The organism is Bradyrhizobium sp. th-b2 (assembly GCF_000426785.1).
GTDB classification, from domain to species: Bacteria; Pseudomonadota; Alphaproteobacteria; order Rhizobiales; family Xanthobacteraceae; genus Bradyrhizobium; species Bradyrhizobium septentrionale.
In genome coordinates this window covers 334,511-355,467 of record NZ_AUGA01000004.1, presented here as the reverse complement: position 1 = coordinate 355,467, position 20,957 = coordinate 334,511, and the positions used below count along the sequence as shown (strand labels likewise).

Genomic DNA, 20,957 nt, shown 5'->3' with positions numbered 1-20,957 from the left:
AGTGTCCAATGGACCCAGCGTGCCGACGCTGATTCGATCCTTGGATGCTCTGGTTGCGACTCGTGTCAGTCGTGCGGCGATACATATCGTGGAGAGAGGGATCATGTACAACGATTCTTTGTTCAACGCCTTCGCAAGGTCGTTTGAAGCGCGAAGCCAGACCGACATGTCGATGGCCGAGTATCTGGAGTCGTGTCGAAGCGATCCGATGCGATATGCCAATGCGGCCGAGCGGTTATTAGCGGCGATCGGTGAGCCTCAGATGATCGACACGGCCAAGGACCCACGCCTTGGCCGTATCTTTTTGAACCGTACGATCAGATCGTATCCAGCCTTCGCCGGCTTCTACGGCATGGAGGACACGATCGAGCGCCTCGTTGGCTTCTTCCGCCACGCCGCGCAGGGCCTCGAGGAGCGCAAGCAGATCCTCTATCTGCTCGGGCCGGTCGGCGGCGGCAAGTCATCGCTTGCCGAGCGCATCAAGGCGCTGATGGAAATTCATCCGATCTACGTGCTGAAGGCGGGTGACGAACTGTCACCGGTGTTCGAGAGCCCGCTTGGGCTGTTTGATCCCGAGACGCTTGGCCCGATGATCGAGGAGAAGTACGGCATTCCGCGCCGCCGGCTGAGCGGGCTGATGTCGCCCTGGGCCTACAAGCGGCTCGAAGCCTTCGGCGGCGACATCTCGCAATTCCGCGTCGCACGCATCCAGCCCTCTCGACTGCGCCAGATCGCGGTTGCCAAGACCGAGCCCGGTGACGAGAACAACCAGGACATCTCCTCGCTGGTCGGCAAGGTCGACATCCGCAAGCTCGAGACCTACGCCCAGAACGATCCCGACGCCTACAGCTATTCCGGCGGCCTCAACCGCGCCAACCAGGGCGTGCTCGAGTTCGTCGAAATGTTCAAGGCGCCGATCAAGATGCTGCACCCGCTGCTGACCGCGACGCAGGAGGGCAACTACATCGGCACCGAGAACATCGGCGCGATTCCGTTCACCGGCATCATCCTCGCGCACTCCAACGAGGCGGAGTGGCAGAGCTTCAAGACCAACAAGAACAACGAGGCCTTCATCGACCGCATCTGCGTCATCAAGGTCCCGTACGTCCTGCGGGTGACCGAAGAGCAGAAGATCTACGAGAAGCTGATCCAGGGCTCCGAGCTTGCCGCCGCGCCATGCGCTCCGGCGACGCTGGAGACGATGGCGCGCTTCTCGGTGATGTCGCGGCTGCGCAAGCACGAGAACTCGACGCTGTTCGGCAAGATGCGGGTCTATGACGGCGAGAGCCTCAAGGAATCCGATCCGAAGGCGCGCAGCGTGCAGGAGTACAAGGACGCGGCCGGCGTCGACGAGGGCATGGACGGCGTCTCCACCCGCTTTGCCTTCAAGGTGCTGGCCTCGACCTTCAACCATGATACCACCGAAGTCGGCGCCGATGCGGTGCACCTGATGTATGTGCTGGAGCAGGCGATCCGCCGCGAGCAGCTGCCTGACGAGACCGAGAAGCGCTATCTCGAATTCATCAAGGCCGATCTCGCGCCGCGCTACGCCGAGTTCATCGGCAACGAGATCCAGAAGGCCTATCTGGAATCCTATGCCGACTACGGCCAGAACCTGTTCGACCGTTACGTCGACTACGCCGACGCCTGGATCGAGGATCAGGACTTCAAGGATCCCGACACCGGCCAGCTGATGAACCGCGAGCTCCTGAACCAGGAGTTGACCAAGATCGAGAAGCCGGCCGGCATCGCCAACCCGAAGGACTTCCGCAACGAGGTCGTCAAGTTCTCGCTGCGCTCGCGGGCGCACAACAATGGCAAGAACCCGAGCTGGACCTCGTACGAAAAGGTTCGCGACGTGATCGAGAAGCGGATATTCTCGCAGGTCGAGGATCTGCTTCCGGTGATCTCGTTCGGATCGAAGAAGGATGGCGAGACCGAGAAGAAGCACGGCGAGTTCGTCGAGCGGATGGTGGAGCGCGGCTATACCGAGCGCCAGGTCCGCAGGCTCGTCGAGTGGTACATGCGGGTCAAGCAGGCCGGCTAGTGCACGATCCGGAGAGCCGGCACCGGCTCTCCGTTCCGTTCCGTCCCGTCCAATAAGAATGCGATGCGACTGGTGATGATCGCATCCGGCGCGAGGCAGATGCAAAGTGGTCATGCATATCGTCGATCGGCGGCTGAATCCGGGTAGCAAGAGCCTGGAGAACCGTCAGCGTTTCCTGCGGCGCGCCAAGGCGCTGGTGCAGGGGGCTGTCAAGAAGTCGTCGCAGGACCGGGACATCAAGGATGTCCTGGAGGGCGGCGAGGTGACGATCCCGCTGGACGGCATGGACGAGCCGCGGTTCCGGCGCGAGGGCGGCACGCGCGACATGGTGCTGCCCGGCAACAAGAAGTTCGTCGAGGGCGACTGGCTGCAGCGCCCGAACCAGAGCGGTGCCAAGGGCTCCGGCGCCGGCGAGGGCGACAGCGAGGACGCCTTCCGCTTCGTGCTCAGCCGCGAGGAGTTCGTCGACCTTTTCCTCGACGACCTCGAATTGCCCGACCTTGAAAAGCGCAAGCTCGCGGAAACCGAGAGCGAGGGCCTCCGGCGCGCGGGTTATGCGACATCGGGCTCGCCCGCCAACATCTCGATCAGCCGCACGGTGAGTCGGGCGCTGGCGCGACGTGTGGCGCTGCGCCGGCCGCGCAAGGACGAGCTCGAGGCGCTCGAGGCCGAGCTTGCGGAATGCGATGACGAGACGCGGCGCCGTGAGCTGGTGGCGCAGCTCGAAGCGCTGAAGGCCAAGGTCAAGCGCATTCCGTTCATCGATCCGATCGACATCCGCTACCGCCGCTTCGAGACGGTGCCGAAGCCGGTGGCGCAGGCCGTGATGTTCTGCCTGATGGACGTCTCCGGCTCGATGTCCGAGCACATGAAGGACCTGGCAAAGCGGTTCTACATGCTGCTCTACGTGTTCCTGAAGCGGCGCTACAAGCACGTCGAGATCGTGTTCATCCGCCACACCGACCGCGCCGAGGAGGTCGACGAGGATACGTTCTTTCATGGGCCGGCGTCCGGCGGCACGCTGGTGTCCAGCGCGCTGGTTGCGATGAACGACATCGTCCGCACCCGCTTCCGGCCGGCCGACTGGAACATCTACGCCGCCCAGGCCTCCGACGGCGACAACATGACGTCGGACAGCGGGCTGACCGGCCATCTCCTGACCGACAAGATCCTGCCGGTCTGCCAGTTCTTCGCCTATCTCGAGGTCGGCGAAGCCGCCAACTACACCTTCGACATGCCCGACTCCTCGCTCTGGACGCTCTATGAGCGGCTCCGCAACGAGGGCGCCCCGCTGTCGATGCGCAAGGTGAGCGAGCGCGGCGAGATCTTCCCGGTGTTCCAGGACCTGTTCAAGCGCCGCAGCAAGCAGGAAAGGGTAGCGTAATGGGTTCTTCCGGCGAACGGCTGTTCGAGGGCGCCGACTGGGATTTCCAGACGCTGCAGCGGATTCACGACGCTTGCGAGAAAGTCGCGCGCACCGAACTCGGGCTCGACGTCTATCCCAACCAGATCGAGGTGATCACCGCCGAGCAGATGCTCGACGCCTATTCCTCGGTCGGCATGCCGTTGTTCTACAAGCACTGGTCGTTCGGCAAGCAGTTCGCCTTCCAGGAAGCCTCCTATCGCAAGGGCCTGATGGGCCTCGCCTATGAGATCGTGATCAATTCCTCGCCGTGCATCTCCTATCTGATGGAGGAGAACACGGCGACGATGCAGACGCTGGTGATCGCGCACGCGGCGTTCGGGCACAATCACTTCTTCAAGAACAACTATCTGTTCAAGCAGTGGACCGACGCCGACGGCATCCTCGACTATCTCGAATTCGCCAAGGGCTACATCGCGGTCTGCGAGGACCGCCATGGCCGCGAGACGGTGGAGCGGACGATCGATGCCGCGCATGCGCTGATGTCGCATGGCGTCGACCGCTATCCCGGCAAGAAGACGCTCGACCTGCGGGCCGAGGAGAAGCGCGCCGGCGAGCGCCGGCAGCACGAGGAAAGCGTGTTCAACGATTTGTGGCGGACGGTGCCGAACACCAAGGCCAAGAGCAAGGCCGCGCTCACCGCCGAGCGCCGCCACGCGCTGCTCGGTTTGCCGCAGGAGAACATCCTCTACTTCCTCGAGAAGACCGCGCCGCGTCTCGCACCCTGGCAGCGCGAGCTCATTCGCATCGTGCGCCACATCGCGCAGTACTTCTATCCGCAGGGCCAGACCAAGGTGATGAACGAGGGCACCGCGACCTACGTCCATTACCGCATCATGAGCCGGCTGCATCAGCAGGGCCGGCTCACCGACGGCAATTTCCTTGAATTCCTGCAGTCGCACACCAATGTGGTGTTCCAGCCCGAGTTCGACGACCGCCGCTATTCCGGCTTCAATCCCTATGCGCTCGGCTTCGCCATGATGCAGGACATCGAGCGGATCGTGAAGACGCCGGAGGACGAGGACCGCGAATGGTTCCCCGACATCGCCGGCAAGGGTGACGTCGAGGGCGTGCTGCGCGAGATCTGGAGCAACTACCGCGACGAAAGCTTCATCAGCCAGTTCCTCAGCCCGGCGCTGATCCGGCGCTTCCGCATGTTCCATTTGCACGACGACCCCGCGGAAAGCCAGGGGATCAAGGTCGATGCGATCCATGACGAGCGTGGCTACCGCCGGGTCAGGCGCGAGCTGGCGCGGCAATACGACGTCGGCTTTGTCGACGCCAATATCGAGGTCGTGGATGTCGATCTCGACGGTGACCGCCGTCTGATGCTGCGTCACTCAACCGTGAAGGGCGCGCAGCTCAACGAGACCGACACGCGGCGCGTGCTGCAGCATCTCGCCGATCTCTGGTCCTACGACGTCGCGCTGACCGAAGTCGACGGCACCGACAAGGTGCTGAAGGAATACGTCGTCAGCCCGCGCGCGGCTGCGGTCGCGGCTTGAGGACAACACGAGCGAACGGATAGCGCGGCGCCGACCGCCGCGCGGAATGCCTGTCTTGCTTGGTGAACCTTCATTTCTATCGAGGGCTCACATCATGAACATCCCGGCAACATTCCGGAGTTGAAAGCGCGAGCGTTCCGCGCGCGAACGTGATCGCCGGCATGCGGAAATTGCGCAGCGCTCCTCTTGGAGCTTCTTGGCGATTGCCTGCGCAGGCGCGATTGATAATGTGCGCCGCGTCAAGAAAACCAAGAAAAGGATATGCCCTTGTCAACTCGCTCCCGCCTGGCGGGCTTTCTCGCCTTCACCGCGCTCACGGCCGCGTCGATCTCACCGTCCGTTGCCGCCGACACCGCGATCAGGATCGGAAACACCGCGCCCTATAGCGGCCCGGCATCGGCCTACGGCACGATCGCACGCGCCGAAGCCGCCTATTTCCAGATGCTCAACGATCAGGGCGGCATAAACGGCCGCAAGATCGACTTCGAGAGTCTCGACGATGCCTATTCGCCGTCGAAGACCGTCGAGCAGACCCGAAAGCTCGTCGAGCAGGACGAGGTGCTCGCGATCTTCAGCGCGGTCGGCACCGCGCCTAACATCTCCGTGCAGAAGTATCTGAACATCAAGCACGTGCCGCAGCTGTTCGTGTCCTCCGGCGCGACGCGCTGGAACGACCCGAAGCAGTTCCCGTGGACGGTCGGCTTCAATCCGACCTACGAACTGGAAGGACGGCTCTACGCAAAATACATCCTGAAGACCAAGCCGGACGCCAAGATCGCCGTCATCACGCCGAACGAGGACGCCGGCAAGGATTATCTCAGGGGTTTCAAGGATGGGCTTGGCGAGCATGTCGGCCAGATCGTCGCGGAGACCACTTACCTCACGACCGACCCGACCATTGATTCCCAGATGGTGACGATGCGCGAGTCCGGTGCGGACGTGTTCTTCGCCGAAGCGACGCCGAAATTCGCAGCCCAGGCGCTGCGCAAGGCGGCGAGCATGGGCTGGAAGCCGCTGACCATCTTGCCGACCGTCTCCAACTCCGTCTCCGCCGTGCTGGAGCCGGCCGGGCTCGAGAACGTCATCGGCGTCGTGACCGGCCTTTATCTGAAGGACCCGACCGATCCGCGCTGGGCCGACGATCCCGCGCAGAAGGAGTTTTCGGCCTGGATGAAGAAGTACCAGCCGAATGCGAGCCCGGGCGATCTCTTCAACGTGCAGGGCTACACGGTCGCCCAGGTGATGACGGCGGTGCTGAAGAACTGCAACGGCGATTACAGCCGCGACAACATCATCAGGCAGGCCACCAATCTGAAGGCGCTCGAACTGCCGATGCTGCTGCCGGGCATCAAGGTGCAGACCGAGCCCGACAATGTGACGCCGATCCGCCAGATCCAGATGGCGCGGTTCGACGGCAAGTCCTGGGCGCTGTTCGGCGATGTGCTGAGCGACAAGTAGCCGTCACCAACTCCGCTGTCGTCCCTGCGAAAGCAGGGACCCATACGCTGCGGCTTCAGTTGTGAACGGGACTCCTCGTTCCAGCGTAGCTCGACAATCTGCATCGGTGGTTATGGGTCCCTGCTCCCGTGCGCAATTGCGCACTAGGCAGGGACGACACCGAGTGCTCAGCGTAGGCTGGCGTTGATCTTGTCCAGCACGGCCGAACCGGGGCAAAGCGCCTGTTCGTCCATCGTGTTGAGCGGCGTCTCGACGGTGTCGAGATGGGTGTGCAAATCCTCGGCGTCCGGATCGACATAGAGCAGACCGGTGACGATCTGGCCCTTGGCCGCATGTTTCTGAAGGAACGTCTGTGCTCCGAGGCGATCGTGCGGATCATAGTCGGCGTCGAGCTTGCGCAGCGCGAGCCGCGTGCCGTCATGCTGCTCGACCACCTGCACGGTGCCCGGCGCGTAGTCGACGCTGATCGGCTCGCGGCCGACCAGCACGTCGAGGCGGTTCACCGCGTCATTGTGCTCGCGGACATAGTCAAAGCTCTTGGTCGAGCCGGCGTGGTTGTTGAAGGCGATGCAAGGGCTGATCACGTCGATGAAGGACGCGCCCTTGTGACGAATGGCGGCCGCGATCAGCGGCACCAGCTGGGTCTTGTCGCCGGAGAAGCTGCGCGCCACGAAGGTGGCCCCTAACTGCAGCGCGATCGCAACCAGGTCGATCGCATTGTCGGTGTTGGTGACGCCCTTCTTGGACTTCGAGCCGCGGTCGGCGGTCGCCGAGAACTGGCCCTTGGTCAGGCCGTACACGCCGTTGTTCTCGACGATGTAAGTCATGTTGACGGCACGCCGGATCGAATGCGCGAACTGGCCGAAGCCGATCGAGGCGGAATCGCCGTCGCCGGAGACGCCGAGATAGATCAGGTCGCGGTTGGCGAGGTTGGCGCCGGTCAGCACCGACGGCATGCGGCCATGCACCGAGTTGAAGCCGTGCGAATTGCCGAGGAAATAGTCCGGCGTCTTCGACGAGCAGCCGATGCCGGAAATCTTCGCCACCCGGTGCGGCTCGATCGAGAGCTCGTAGCAGGCTTCGATGATCGAGGCGGTGATCGAATCGTGGCCGCAGCCGGCGCACAGGGTCGAGATCTTCCCCTCGTAATCGCGGTGAGTGTAGCCGAGGTCGTTCTTCGGCAGGCCGGGATGATGGAATTTGGGCTTTGCAATGTAGGTCATGACACGGCCTTGCGGAGAGGGGTCACCTTGAGATGATCCTGGTGGTCGCCGATCGAATTGGCGATGAAGCGCGCGGTGATCGGCGTACCGTCATAATGCAGGATCGGCACCAGCCGCACAGGGTCGATGCCGTTCTCGTTGACGATCAGCTGGCGGAGCTGCGCGTCGCGGTTCTGCTCGACCACATAGACGAAGTCGTGATCGGCGATGAAGCTCGCGACGCTGGAGTGGAACGGGAAGGCACGGATGCGCATGCGGTCGAGCTGATGGCCGCGCGACTCCAGGATTCCGATCGCCTCGTCCATCGCGGGCGAGGTCGAGCCGAAATAGATCACGCCGCATTTGGTCGGCTTCGCCGCATTGGCCTGCAGCGGCCGCGGCACCATGTCCTGCGCGGTCTCGAACTTGCGCACCAGGCGCTGCATGTTGTCGGCGTAGACGGCGCCTTCCTCGGAATAGCGCGCGTAGCGGTCGCGCGACGTGCCGCGGGTGAAGTAGGAGCCCTTGGTCGGATGCGTGCCCGGATAGGTCCGATAGGGGATGCCGTCGCCGTCGACGTCGAGATATCGGCCGAAGTCGCGGCCTTCCTCGAGCATCTCCGCGGTCATCACCTTGCCGCGGTCATATTGCCTTGCGTCATCCCACTTCAGCGGGCGGCACAGCCGGTGGTTCATGCCGATGTCGAGATCGAGCATCAGGAAGATCGTGGTCTGCAGCCGCTCGGCGAGATCGAAGGCGGCGGCGGCGAACTCGAACGCCTCCGCCGGATCTTCCGGGAACAGCAGCACGTGCTTGGTGTCGCCGTGCGAGGCATAGGCGCAGGCGATCACGTCGCATTGCTGCGTGCGGGTCGGCATGCCCGTCGAGGGGCCGGCGCGCTGGATGTTCATGATCACGGCCGGGATCTCGGCGAAATAGGACAGGCCGATGAACTCGGTCATCAGCGAGATGCCCGGGCCGGAGGTTGCGGTGAAGGCCCGCGCGCCGTTCCAGGAGGCGCCGATCACGATGCCGATCGAGGCGAGCTCGTCCTCGCCCTGCACGATGGCGTACTTCGCCTTGCCGGTCTCGGGATCGTGACGATACTTCTTGCAGTGGCTGGTGAAGGCCTCCGCCACCGATGACGACGGCGTGATCGGATACCAGGCGCACACGGTGGCGCCGCCATAGACGGCGCCGAGCGCGGCCGCGCTGTTGCCCTCGATGAAGATGCGATCGCCGACCTTGTCGGACTTCTTCACCCGGAGCCCGGTCGGGCACTTCAGGTTCTGCAGCGCCCAGTCGCGGCCGAGATGCAGCGCATGGACGTTGGAGGAGAGCAGCTTCTCCTTGCCCTTGTACTGCTCGCCGATCAGCTGCTCGACCAGCTTGGGGTCGAGGTCGAGCAGCGCACAGAGCGCGCCGAGATAGATGATGTTCTTGAACAGCTGGCGCTGCCGCGGATCGGTGTAGGTCGAGTTGGTGATCGCGGTCAGCGGCACGCCGATGACGGTGATGTCCTCGCGGAATTTCGACGTCGGCATCGGCTTGGTCGAATCGTAGAACAGATAGCCGCCGGGCTCGATCGAGGCGACGTCCTTGTCCCAGGTCTGCGGGTTCATCGCCACCATCATGTCGACGCCGCCGCGGGCGCCGAGATGGCCCTCCTCGGTGACGCGCACCTCATACCAGGTCGGCAGACCCTGGATGTTGGAGGGGAAGATGTTGCGCGGGGACACCGGCACGCCGTGGCGCAGGATCGAGCGCGCGAACAGCTCGTTGGCCGACGCCGAGCCCGAACCGTTGACGTTGGCGAAACGGACGACGAAGTCGTTTACGCTGCTGATCGGGCTTTGGACTGACATGTTGATCCCGCTTGAACCATATCGATGAGGTACTTCTGCATGTCCCAGGCGCCGGTCGGGCAGCGCTCGGCACACAGCCCGCAATGCAGGCAGACGTCTTCGTCCTTTGCCATCACCCGCCCGGTCTTCAGGCCTTCTGCGATGTAAAGCGCCTGGTCGTGATGCGGCGAGGGGGCTTTCAGCCGCTGCCGCAGGTCATCCTCCTCACCGTTTTCGGTGAAGGTGATGCAGTCCATTGGGCAGATGTCGACGCAGGCGTCGCATTCGATGCAGAGCGGCGCGGAAAACACCGTCTGCACGTCGCAATTCAGGCAGCGCTGCGCCTCGCCGAGCGCGAGCTTGAGGTCGTAGCCGAGCTCGACCTCGGCGCGGATGTCCTTCAGCGCGATCACCTTGTCGCGATGCGGCACCTTGAAGCGCTTGTCGGCGGAGATGTCGTTGTCGTAGCTCCACTCGTGGATGCCCATCTTCTGCGAGGAGATGTGCACCTCGGGCAGTGGGCGCTCGTTGATGTCCTCGCCGGACAGCATCTTGTGAATGGAAAGCGCGGCGTCGTGGCCGTGCGCCACCGCCCAGATGATGTTCTTCGGCCCGAACGCCGCGTCGCCGCCGAAGAACACCTTCGGATTGGTCGAGACGAACGTCTTGGGGTCGACCTTCGGCATGTGCCACTTGTCGAATTCGATACCGCAATCGGCTTCGATCCAGGGGAACGCGTTCTCCTGGCCGACCGCAACGAGCACATCGTCGCAGGGAATGGTCTGGTCGGGCTCGCCCGAGGGCACCAGATCGCGGCGGCCCTTGGCGTCGTACTCGGCCCGCACCTTCTGGAAGGTGACGCCGATAAGCTTGCCGGCCACGTGCTTGAACGCCACCGGCACCATGAAATTGAGGATCGGGATATCCTCGTGGATCGCGTCTTCCTTTTCCCAGGGCGAGGCCTTCATTTCCTCGAAGCCCGAGCGCACGATCACCTTGACGTCCTCGCCGCCGAGGCGGCGCGCGGTGCGGCAGCAATCCATCGCGGTGTTGCCGCCGCCGAGCACGATGACGCGGCGGCCGATCTTGTCGACATGGCCGAACGACACGTTGGCCAGCCAGTCGATCCCGATATGGATATTGGCGGCGGCCTCCTTGCGGCCGGGAATGTCGAGCTCGCGGCCGCGCGGCGCGCCCGAGCCGACAAAGATCGCGTCGTAGTTCTCGGCGAGAAGCTGCTTCAGGCTGTCGACGCGCTGGCCGCCCTTGAACTCGACACCGAGGTTGAGGACGTAGTCGGTCTCCTCGTCGATCACGCTGTCGGGCAGGCGGAACTTTGGAATCTGGCTCCGCATCATGCCGCCGGCCTTGGGGTCGCCGTCGAACACGGTGCAGTGATAGCCGAGCGGCGCAAGATCGCGCGCCACCGCAAGCGAGGCGGGGCCGGCGCCGACCAGCGCGATGCGCTTGCCGTTCTTCGGCCCCGGCTTCGGCAGGCGATGCTTGATGTCGTCCTTGAAGTCGGCGGCGACGCGCTTCAGGCGGCAGATCGCGACCGGAGTTTCCTCGACTCGGCCGCGGCGGCACGCCGGCTCGCATGGACGGTCACAGGTGCGCCCCAGAATCCCCGGGAACACGTTGGACTGCCAATTGATCATGTAGGCGTCGCTGTAACGCCCCTCAGCAATCAACCGGATGTACTCGGGAACGGGGGTGTGTGCGGGGCAGGCCCATTGGCAATCGACTACTTTATGAAAGTAATCCGGCGCCGAGATATCAGTCGGTTTCATTCCTACCTTTGACCCGCGCGAAAAAGCCTGACCGCGCGGCCTTATCGTTGACGACGAACGCTCACGTCGCGTTGTTCTGGTTTTTGAATTGGATCATAGGTTTATCTTATTAGAGCCGTTCCAGAGAAGGCAAAGGCTAAATTGCCCGATCATCCGCTTTCGCGCGGCTGATGTGCTCAGAGCGTTAATCTCGATTGCGTTATGTGGCGGTGCAGCATGCGTGCACCGCCACGACCTACCGTCATCCGCGCGGAAGGTCGCTCTTCGCGATATCCCACAGCAGCCGGTAGACGCCGCTGGTGACCACCAGCGGTTTCAAGGCTGCGTTGCCGGTGATCGCAGCAGCGGCCGCAGGGACCGCGCCGACATCGGTAGCGTCGATCAGCACGAACCAGTCGCCGGCACCGGGATCGGCCGTCGCCGCATCCGGAGTGAGCGGTTTCGACAGCACAGGGTCGTTCTCCAGCAGGTGCATCGAGATAATGCCGTCGCGCGATGCCGGATCGAGCTGCTCCCGCAATGCAGCGCGGAGATTGTCCGCGCCGTCGGCCGGCGGGCGCAGCCGGATGATGCCGAGCGCAGCGCCCCTGCCGACGCCGCGGCTGATCGTGATGCGCGCAACGCCGCGGATCATGTTCTGAAAGCGCGCGATATTGGCCTTCGACCAGTCGGTCTGGTTGGCGAGCGCCGTGCGGTAGGCCGGGCTCTCGAGCACGTCGAAGGTCGCGGTCGAATAGAGGCTGAGATATTTCGGCTTGCCGTCATGGGCGACATAGCGGCGGGCTTCCGCGAATCCGTCGATGGCGACGCGTTCTTCGAGATGCTCGCGATCGTACCAGCGATTGAATTCAGCCTCGTGTAAGCTGTCGATATCCATCGACGTCAGCAGCATGCCTTGTCCGGCGATCGGCATCGAGTGCTCCTTTTTGCCTGTTTTATCTGCGCAATATCGCCTGATCACGCGGGCCGGGGAAGCAGGTTCCCAGTGCCCGAGAGCGTGCATACCAAGGATTGCCACAATTGCTGCAATCCTGTTCAGCGCGGGTTCACAGAGGTAGCATTTCCATTCGTTTCGCCAACTCTCGAGAAGCAAAGGGACGACCGCTATGGCACGCATTCTGTGGGCATTGATTGTCGGTCTGGTGTCGCTCGCGTCGCTTCCCGTGCACGCGCAGGATCAGGAGAAGCGCCTCGCGCTGGTGGTCGGCAATGGCGCCTATGAGGCCGGTGCGCTGCAGACGGCCGCCAACGATGCCGGCCTGATCGCGCAGACCCTGCAGGCCGCCGGCTTCGACGTCATCGGGGCCCGCGATCTCGACGGCGAGACGTTGCGCAAGTCGTTCCGCGACTTTATCCAGAAGGTGCAGGACGCCGGACCGAACACCGTCGCCTTCGTCTATCTCGCCGGCTACGGCGTGCAGCTGACCGGCGAGAATTACTTCGTGCCGGTCGATGCCAAGATCGCCCGCGACACCGACGTGCCGGTCGAGGCGATCCGCATCTCGGATTACAGCCATCAGCTGTCGGCGCTGCCGATCAAGGCCGGCGTGATCGTGCTCGATGCCGCGCGCAGCAATCCGTTCGCCAAGGAAGGCCAGCCGCTGGCCGGTGGCCTTGCGCTGGTCGATCCCGATCCGAAGATGCTGATCGCCTTCAACTCGGCGCCCGGTACCGTCGCGCCTGACGGGGCGCCGCCTTACGGGCCCTACGCGCAGGCATTGGCAGAAATGATCCGCGCCGGCGGCCTGACCCTGCCCGAGGTCTTCGACCGCGTTCGCCTGCGCGTCAACGAAATGACCAAGGGCGCCGAGATCCCCTGGAATGCCCAGAAGGTCGACGCGCCCTTCATGTTCTTCGAGCGCAAGCCGGATGCGCCGCCGCAGCAGGTCGATGCCGGTCTGCGTACCAAGCCGATCCGCGATTTCCCGGCGCAGGATGCCTACGCCGCGGCGCTGGAGCGCGACACGCTGCAGGGCTACGAGGATTATCTGCAGGCCTATCCGAACGATCCGCTGGCCAAGCGGGTGCGCGCGATCGTCGCGGCGCGGCGCGAGGCCATCACCTGGCGGCGTACCTACAACGCCGACACGCCCGATGCGTACTGGTCGTACCTGCGGCGTTATCCGCGCGGGCCGCATGCCTACGACGCCCGGCGCCGGCTCGCCTATCTGTCGGCCGCGCTGGAGCCGCCGCCGCAGTTCACGGTGCTGGACTATGACGTGCCGCCGCCGCCGCCCGACGAGATCGTCTATGTCGACCGCCCGGTGCTCTATTACAGCGATCCGGTGTTCGCCTTCGCGCCGCCTCCGCCGCCGCCGGTGTTCTTCCTGCCGCCGCCGCCGCCGGACTTCGTGGTGCTGCCGCCACCACCGCCGCCGATCGGCCTGTTCGTGCTGCCGACGCCGTTCTTCGTGGCGATCCCGGCCTATGTCGCCGCGCCGGCCTATGTGATGCCGCCGCAGAACAACATCGTGTTCAACAACATCCACAACACGACGGTCATCAATACGGTGATCAACAATCCCAACCCCACGCCGGCGCAGCTCCATGCCGCTGGGGTGACGGCGGCGATGGGCGGCGCGCCGGTGACGGCGGCACCGCAACTGCCGGCGGCGGCGATGCAGCGCGCCAATCTGACACGGCCGGGCGCGCCGCAAGGCGTGACGCCGGCACAAGGCGCGGCGATGGGAGCCCCTGGCGCTGCGCCGAACGCTGCGGCTGCGCCGAATGCGATGAGCGCGCCAACCGCACCGGGCGCGCCGGGTGCGCACACTCTGCCGGGCGCGAAGAATGGCCCGCCGCTGCCGCAGTCGGCGACCGCGCCAGCCAACGCGACGCCGCATGGCGCCGTGCAGCCGGGCGCCGCGCAACCCGGCGTCGGGCAACCCGGCGCAAAGCCGAATGCGCTCCCGCCAGGCAAGCCGGCGACCGCGATGGCGCCTGCCAATGCGCAACCTGCGCCTCCGGCCAAGCCGACGGCTGCGCCGGCGGCAAACGCGCCCGCGTCGCCCGCGTCGGCCGGCAAGCCGGGCAGGCAACCGCTCAGCCATGCCGCGACGGCACCGACCAGCAATGTGAAGCCCACGCCGGCTCCGTCGCCGACGAGCCGCGCGACACCGCCACGGCCGACGCCGGCTGCGCGGTCGGCGCCCGCGCATGCCGCGGTGTCGCCGGCACCGGTCTCGCGGCCCGCGCCGGCGCGTGCCGCAGCGCCGCCGCCGCGCGCCGCAGCCTTGCCGCCGCGTCCGGCACCGGCTCCGCGCGCTGCACCACCGCCGCCGCCGCGTCCGGCGGTGCAGGCGCAACGCGCAGCACCGCCGCCGCGGATGGCGGCGCCGCCAAGGCCCGCGCCCGCGCCGCGGGCAGCGCCGGCCTGTCCTCCCGGCAAGTGCAAACACTGAGGGCGTGACGTCATGCGCGGAGCAGGTCAGCATCCATGAGCATCACGGCCTCGCTCGGGTCGCAGAGCGTCGCGAAATTCCTGATCGGTGCAATCATCGGGCTGGTGGCGTGCCGCCAGCCCGCACAGGCGGCCGAACTCACGGCGCAGGACGTAGCGCTGCTCGATCGCCTAAGCTGGGGCGTCAACGCCTCGAGCGCGGCGCATCTGCGTGAGGTCGGCGTCGAACGCTGGCTGCAGGAGCAATTGCACCCGGCCAATGTCGCGCTGCCGCCGGCGGTGCGTGCGCAGATCGAGGCGATGCCCGACGTGCATCGCTTTCCGTTCGATATCGCGGTCGCTTTCGACCTGCAGGCCAAATCGGCCAACCAGGTCGCCGATCCCGAGCAGCGCAGGGCGGCGCAGACGGTCTTCCAGCAGGGCATGAACGATCGCGTCAAGCAGGCCGCGGCCCGCACCATCCTGCGCGCGCTCTATGCGCCGGATCAGCTGCGCGAGCGCATGACCTGGTTCTGGTTCAACCACTTCAACGTGTTCCAGTACAAGGCCGTGATCCGCGTGCTGCTGGGCGACTACGAGGATCACGCGATCCGCGACCATGCGCTCGGCAAATTCCGCGACCTGCTCGCCGCGACGCTGCATCATCCGGTGATGCTGCGCTATCTCGACAATGCCGACAACGCGGCCGGCCACCTCAACGAGAACTACGCCCGCGAGATCATGGAGCTGCACACAATGGGCGTCGGCTCCGGCTATACCCAGGCCGACGTCGAGGCGCTGGCGCGCATCCTCACCGGCGTCGGCGTCGACTTCGCGTCGGAGGATCCGAAGCTGAAGCCGGAGCTGCAATCCCAGCTGGTCCGTGAAGGCGGTTTCGAGTTCAATCCGGCGCGCCACGACTATGGCGACAAGACCTTCCTCGGCCATCAGATCAAGGGCCGCGGCCTTGCCGAGGTCGACGAAGCCCTCGACATCCTCTGCCGTCACCCAGCCACCGCCACGCATATCGCAAGGCAGCTCGCGACCTATTTCGTGTCCGACAATCCGCCTGACGCGCTGGTGCAGCGCATGGCGCAGACCTTCCAGAACACCGACGGCGATATCGCCGCCGTGATGTCGACGCTGGTGCATGCGCCCGAGTTCAGCGCGACGCTGAAGGATGGCGCCAAGTTCAAGGATCCGGTGCTCTACGTGATCTCGGCGGTGCGGCTCGCCTACGACACCAAGGTCATTCTCAACACGATGCCGATTCAGGGCTGGCTCAACCGGCTGTCGGAAGGCCTGTTCAACCACGAGACGCCTGACGGCTATTCGATGCTGTCGACGGCCTGGAACGGGCCGGGGCAGATGATGCTGCGCTTCGAGATCGCGCGGGCGATCGGCTCCGGTTCGGCCGGGCTGTTCAAGCCGAACGAGCCCAATGCTGTCGACCAGCCGGCGTTTCCGCAGGTCATGAACGCACTCTACTTCAGCACCATCAGGCAGACGCTGAGCCCGACCACGCTCGCAGCCCTCGACCAGGCGGTCTCGCCGCAGGACTGGAACACGCTGTTCCTGTCGTCACCGGAGTTCATGCACTGAAAGGGAGGTTCGCCAATGAACCGCCGCGAACTGATCAAGGCCTTCGCTGCTTCCGCATCTCTCACCGTCGCCGGCCGGGTCTGGGCGGCGCCCGCGACCGATGCGCGCCTGCTCGTCGTGTTCCTGCGCGGCGCCTACGACGCAGCCAATGTGATCGTGCCGGTCGGCAGCGAGTTCTACTACGCCACGCGCCCGACGCTTGCGATCGCGCGGCCCGATGCCGGCAATCCGAACGCGGCGCTGGCGCTCGATGCCGGATGGGGGCTGCATCCGGCGCTGCGTGATTCGATCTATCCGCTCTGGGCCAAACGCGAGATCGCATTCGTTCCGTTCGCCGGCTGTACCGACGACCTCTCACGCAGTCATTTCGAGACCCAGGACACGATCGAACTCGGCCAGACGGTCGGCGGCAGCCGCGACTACCGCTCCGGCTTCATGAGCCGGCTGGCCAGCGAGCTGACGCGGGTGAGGCCAATCTCCTTCACCGACCAGCTGCCGCTGATCTTCCGCGGCCATGCCCAGGTCCCGAACACCAGCATCGCGAGCGTCAGCAAGCCCGGGGTCGACGACCGCCAGGCGCAGCTGATCAAGCAGATGTACAAGCAGGGCAGCCTCGCGAACGCGGTTGCGGAAGGTTTTCGCGTCCGCGACGATGTCTACAAATCCGTCTCCGAGGAGATGACGGCGGCGAACCGCGGCGCGGTGTCGCCGCGGGGCTTCGAGCTGTCGGCGCGGCGGATCGGTCACTTGATGCGTGAGCAGTTCAACCTCGGCTTCGTCGATGTCGGCGGCTGGGACACCCATGTCAACCAGGGCGCCGCGACCGGCTATCTTGCCAGTCGCCTCGGTGAGCTCGGCCGCGGCCTTGCCGGTTTCGCCGAGGAGATCGGGCCTGCGATGTGGCGCGACACGGTCGTGGTCGTGATCTCCGAATTCGGCCGCACCTTCCGCGAGAACGGCAACCACGGCACCGATCACGGCCATGGCAGTGTCTATTGGGTGATGGGCGGCGGCATCAATGGCGGGCGCATGGCCGGCGAGCAGGTCAAGGTCGCGGAGGCGACGCTGTTCCAGAACCGCGACTATCCGGTTCTGACCGACTACCGGGCGTTCTTCGCCGGCCTGCTCCAGCGCGTCTACGGCCTGAAGCAGCCGAGCCTCGAGTGCATCTTCTCCGGCATCAAGCCGAAGGATCTGAATTTGGTTTGAAGGGGCGCGCTGCCAAAATATCGAAAACAACCCCATGCAAAGTAGCCGTCGGTTGCCGGTGTTCGACACGGCAACTTGACACGTCGGGCAAATCAACGGTATTCTTCTATTATTCAGAAATAGTGCAGGTGGCGGAGGCGGGCGCGATCAATCCTCGGTCAGGCGCGAGACGACATGCAGCGGGAGAGTGATCCCGAGCTTTTCGAGCATGCGCTGGAAGTCGTTTGCCGTGTAGCGGTCGTTCTCGGTAACCAGGCCCAGGATCTGCCCTTGGCCTTCAACTGCCAAAGGCACAACGGCGCCGAGCACGCTGTCCAAAGGATCGAGGAGGGGCCGTTCCGGTGCTGAAATCTCCAGAAAGCTCCGCAGCCAGGGCAGATGCGTGCTGGACAGCGTCATCGCTCCGATGCCCGGATGTCGTGCGTCCAGCGCCGAGACAAATGCGTCGACCTTCTCCTGCACCCCGATGTGGTCGAACAGGAACGCTCCGCTCTCCACCAGCTCCACGAGCGGCGAAGCGTTGACGAGATGAACGCGGTCAACCTGTTCGCCGGCCTCGGCGGCAGCGAACGTCCGCATTTCCGCACTTTCGACAAGGGATTGAACGCCGAGGACCGCGACGTCTCGCTCCTTCGCGCGCTGCAAGGCTTCCCGCACCGGTGGGTGCACCCCGAACACCGGCACCGAAACCATATCCTTCAGGTCGTCCAGGACGGTTATCGACGGGGCATTGGACGCGACGAGGATGGCGGCGGGATCGAAGCCGCAAAGGAAACGAAGGGTTCGGTTCAGAATCCCCAGAAGCTGTTCTCTGCTCTTGCTGCCGTAAGGAAAGCTCGCTCTGTCAGCGAAATAGAGGATGTCCTGCTTGGGCAAAGCGCGCTGCAACGCGGCCACGGCCGCATAACTGCCGATGCCCGCGTCAAACACTGCAACAGGCTTTCTCAGACTGTGAAGATTTTGACCGGTCATTGCGGTTCCAAGCTACGGCTCCAGGCGTCGATCACACTTTTGACGCCAGATCCGCGATCGCCTTCATCACAGCATTACGGATGCCGGGGTCGTAGAGGATGTGGCCGGCGCCATCGATGATGCGGACCTCGCTGCCCGGCCAGCGCGCGGCGAGCGCGTGCGAGGTTGCGGGCGGGCACAGCAGATCGTAGCGGCCCTGCACCAGGATGCCGGGAATGCCGGCGAGCTTGCCGGCGTCGTCCATCAGCTGGTTCGGCCGCATGAAGCAGTCATTGGCGAAGTAGTGCGCTTCCATGAACGGCGTCGAGGGCAGGGCGCCCGATGTTTTCTGGAGCTCAAGCCGCGTCTGCTTCGGCGCATGCTCCGACAGCGTGCGCTCGGTGTCGTGCCAGGCGCGCGCGGCCGGCGCATGCACCGCGGCGTCGGGATCGAGGATGCGACGATAATAGGCCGCAAGCGGCGCTACGCGTTCGCCCTCGGGCAGGAAGTTGAGGAAGTCCTCGTGGAGGGACGGATAGAACCGCGGCAAGGCGCGCAGAAAAACGTCTTCCAGTTCCTCGGCGGTGCCGAGAAAGGTCGCGCGCAGCACCAGGCCGCTGACGCGGTCGGGATGGGCTTGGGCATAAGCCAGCGCCAGCGTCGCGCCCCAGGAGCCGCCGACCACCATCCAGCGCGCGAAGCCGAACCGCTCGCGGATCTTCTCCATGTCCGCAATCAGATGCTGCGTCGTGTTGTGGTCGCGGCTGCCCTTCGGCCGGCTGCGGCCGCAGCCGCGCTGGTCGAACAGCACGGCGTGAAAGCGCTCGGGGTCGAACAGCCGGCGATGATCGGGCTGGCAGCCGCTGCCGGGCCCGCCATGCAGATAGACCGCGGGAACGCCGCCTTCGCGACCGACGCTCTCGACATGAAGGTTGTGGCCACGGCCGACATCGAGCCATTCCGATGTCAGGGGCGCAAACGGATCGGCGCGCCTCGCGGCCTTGCCGACGTCGGCGTCAGGCGCCATCACGTTTGTCCTGGCGTTCGTCCGTCTCCAGCGTGCCGCCGGCAAAATTGCGATAGAGGAAACGATTCTGCATGCCGGCGGATTCCTGCTCGGCCTGCTTGAAGATCTCCTCGTGCCGCGGCGACAGCGCACAGGCCGGATCGGTGTTGCCGGCGTCGCCGGTCAGGGCAAAGGCCTGGCAGCGGCAGCCGCCGTAATCGACCTCGCGGAATTCGCAAGACTTGCACGGCTCCGGCATCCAGCCCGTGCCGCGATAGCGGTTGAAGGCTTCCGAGTTCTGCCAGATCCAGGCGATTGAATGATTCGAACGCACCGATTCGAATTCGAGCCCGGTGATGCTCTCGGCGGCGTGGCACGGCAGCACCTTGCCGGCCGGCGAGATGTTGAAGAACTGGCGGCCCCAGCCGCCCATGCATTTCTTCGGCCGCAGCGCGTAGTAATCCGGAACCACATAGTCGATCGCAAGCGTGCCCTTCAGGCGGGCCTGCGCCTCCTCGACGAGGCGGCTGGTCTCCTCGATCTGCGCGACCGTCGGCATCAGCGCGGCGCGGTTCTTCAGCGCCCAGCCGTAATACTGGACGTTGGCGACTTCGAGCCGGTCGGCGTCGAGGTCGACGGCCATCTGGATGATGTCGGGGAGCTGATGCAGGTTCTGCCGGTGCATCACGGCATTCACCGTGAGCGGCAGTTCAAGCTCGCGCGTCCATTTCGCGACCTCGAGCTTCTTTTTGTGCGCGTCCTTCAGCCCGGCCACGCGATCGGCGACGATGGGCTCGTTGCCCTGAAAACTGATCTGCACATGGCTGAGGCCGGCATCGGCCAGCGCCGCGAGCTTGTCCCTGGTCAGCAGCACGGCCGAGGTGATCAGGTTGGAATAGAGCCCGACATCGGTCGCATGCTGCACCAGCTCGACGATGTCCTTGCGCGCGGTCGGCTCGCCGCCGGAGAAATGGATCTGCAGCACGCCGAGTTCGGCGAGCTCGCTCAGCACCTTCTTCCATTCGTCGGTGGTGAGCTCGGTAGAGCCGCGGTCGAGCTCGACCGGATTCGAGCAATAGGGGCATTGCAGCGGGCAGCGGTGGGTGATCTCGAGCAGCACCGCGAGCGGGATGCCGTAGGTCTCGGCCGCCGAGCGGGCGCCTTGCAGCACCGCGAGCCCGTCGCTCGGGCCTGATGGTGTCGTCTTGTTGTCGGCGAGCGTGTCACTCATGCTGTGCTCTCGCGCGCTTCGGTGAGAAAGCCCTTGTCGGCTAGATCCTGCAGCATGGCGATCACGTCGGTCGCGATCGCCTCGCGTGGCGCGGCGTATTTTTCCGCGAGCTGGTCCACCATCTCGGCGACATTGCGCACGCCGTCGCAGAGATGCAGCACCTCGACCGCGATCTCGTCCGGCGCCAGCACACGCTCCGGCGCCAGGATCACCCAGACCTGCCGCGTCTCGTCGAATTTCAGCTTGGTGTGGCGCGGCAGTTTCGGCCGGCTGGTCTCGCTGACGCTGATGTTGCGGCTGGCCATTGATC

15 protein-coding genes are annotated in these 20,957 nt (G+C 64.8%); 7 read left to right on the top strand and 8 right to left on the bottom strand.

Going from position 1 to position 20,957, the window contains the following annotated elements; all coding sequences use genetic code 11:
• The first annotated feature begins 103 nt into the window (after positions 1 to 103).
• From K359_RS0109030 to K359_RS0109015, 4 genes are all read left to right on the top strand, one after another.
• Positions 104 to 2,047 (top strand): PrkA family serine protein kinase, encoded by a 1,944-nt coding sequence (locus K359_RS0109030; RefSeq protein ID WP_028342433.1) that lies wholly within the window; start codon positions 104 to 106, stop codon positions 2,045 to 2,047.
• A 112-nt stretch (positions 2,048 to 2,159) separates the two neighbouring features.
• On the top strand, positions 2,160 to 3,431 hold the full coding sequence (locus tag K359_RS0109025; protein WP_029079060.1) for a YeaH/YhbH family protein: 1,272 nt from the start codon (positions 2,160 to 2,162) through the stop codon (positions 3,429 to 3,431).
• A complete protein-coding gene (locus K359_RS0109020) occupies positions 3,431 to 4,975 on the top strand; it encodes a SpoVR family protein (RefSeq protein WP_029079059.1) in 1,545 nt (514 codons plus the stop codon). Before K359_RS0109025 ends, K359_RS0109020 begins: the two co-directional genes overlap by 1 nt.
• Before the next feature lie 261 nt (positions 4,976 to 5,236).
• Positions 5,237 to 6,433, top strand: a complete 1,197-nt coding sequence (locus K359_RS0109015; RefSeq protein WP_029079058.1) for an ABC transporter substrate-binding protein — start codon at positions 5,237 to 5,239, stop codon at positions 6,431 to 6,433.
• A 167-nt stretch (positions 6,434 to 6,600) separates the two neighbouring features.
• On the opposite strand, the gene K359_RS0109010 is transcribed toward K359_RS0109015, so the two are convergent.
• The 4 genes from K359_RS0109010 to K359_RS0108995 form a co-directional block, all read right to left on the bottom strand.
• On the bottom strand, positions 6,601 to 7,656 hold the full coding sequence (locus K359_RS0109010; RefSeq protein WP_029079057.1) for a 2-oxoacid:ferredoxin oxidoreductase subunit beta: 1,056 nt from the start codon (positions 7,654 to 7,656) through the stop codon (positions 6,601 to 6,603).
• Positions 7,653 to 9,500, bottom strand: coding sequence for a 2-oxoacid:acceptor oxidoreductase subunit alpha (locus K359_RS0109005; protein WP_029079056.1), 1,848 nt, complete (start codon positions 9,498 to 9,500; stop codon positions 7,653 to 7,655). The genes K359_RS0109010 and K359_RS0109005 overlap by 4 nt, the downstream gene beginning before the upstream one ends.
• A complete protein-coding gene (locus K359_RS0109000; protein ID WP_029079055.1) occupies positions 9,470 to 11,269 on the bottom strand; it encodes an FAD-dependent oxidoreductase in 1,800 nt (599 codons plus the stop codon). The genes K359_RS0109005 and K359_RS0109000 overlap by 31 nt, the downstream gene beginning before the upstream one ends.
• Before the next feature lie 241 nt (positions 11,270 to 11,510).
• A complete protein-coding gene (locus tag K359_RS0108995; RefSeq protein WP_029079054.1) occupies positions 11,511 to 12,182 on the bottom strand; it encodes a DUF4286 family protein in 672 nt (223 codons plus the stop codon).
• A gap of 193 nt (positions 12,183 to 12,375) precedes the next feature.
• Between K359_RS0108995 and K359_RS0108990 the strand changes: the two genes are divergently transcribed.
• From K359_RS0108990 to K359_RS0108980, 3 genes are read left to right on the top strand one after another with little or no spacing between them, the layout of a single operon-like run.
• Complete coding sequence (locus tag K359_RS0108990; RefSeq protein WP_029079053.1) at positions 12,376 to 14,670, top strand: caspase domain-containing protein; 2,295 nt, start codon at positions 12,376 to 12,378, stop codon at positions 14,668 to 14,670.
• A gap of 35 nt (positions 14,671 to 14,705) precedes the next feature.
• Entirely contained in the window at positions 14,706 to 16,250 is a 1,545-nt protein-coding gene (locus K359_RS0108985) for a DUF1800 domain-containing protein (RefSeq protein ID WP_029079052.1), read from the top strand.
• Between the two features lie 15 nt (positions 16,251 to 16,265).
• Positions 16,266 to 17,459, top strand: coding sequence for a DUF1501 domain-containing protein (locus K359_RS0108980; protein ID WP_029079051.1), 1,194 nt, complete (start codon positions 16,266 to 16,268; stop codon positions 17,457 to 17,459).
• A 147-nt stretch (positions 17,460 to 17,606) separates the two neighbouring features.
• Here K359_RS0108980 and K359_RS0108975 read toward each other — a convergent pair whose 3' ends face one another.
• Genes K359_RS0108975 through pqqD form a run of 4 tightly spaced genes read right to left on the bottom strand, consistent with a single transcriptional unit; the run spans position 17,607 to position 20,952 of the window.
• A complete protein-coding gene (locus K359_RS0108975) occupies positions 17,607 to 18,431 on the bottom strand; it encodes a glutamate racemase (RefSeq protein ID WP_029079050.1) in 825 nt (274 codons plus the stop codon).
• Positions 18,432 to 18,462: 31 nt separating this feature from the next.
• Positions 18,463 to 19,437 carry a prolyl aminopeptidase gene (gene pip, locus K359_RS0108970; protein ID WP_029079049.1) on the bottom strand — a complete coding sequence of 325 codons (975 nt, stop codon included), beginning with the start codon at positions 19,435 to 19,437 and terminating at the stop codon, positions 18,463 to 18,465.
• Positions 19,427 to 20,647, bottom strand: coding sequence for a pyrroloquinoline quinone biosynthesis protein PqqE (pqqE, locus tag K359_RS0108965; RefSeq protein WP_029079048.1), 1,221 nt, complete (start codon positions 20,645 to 20,647; stop codon positions 19,427 to 19,429). The genes pip and pqqE overlap by 11 nt, the downstream gene beginning before the upstream one ends.
• Positions 20,644 to 20,952, bottom strand: coding sequence for a pyrroloquinoline quinone biosynthesis peptide chaperone PqqD (gene pqqD, locus K359_RS0108960; protein ID WP_029079047.1), 309 nt, complete (start codon positions 20,950 to 20,952; stop codon positions 20,644 to 20,646). The genes pqqE and pqqD overlap by 4 nt, the downstream gene beginning before the upstream one ends.
• Positions 20,953 to 20,957: the final 5 nt, after the last annotated feature.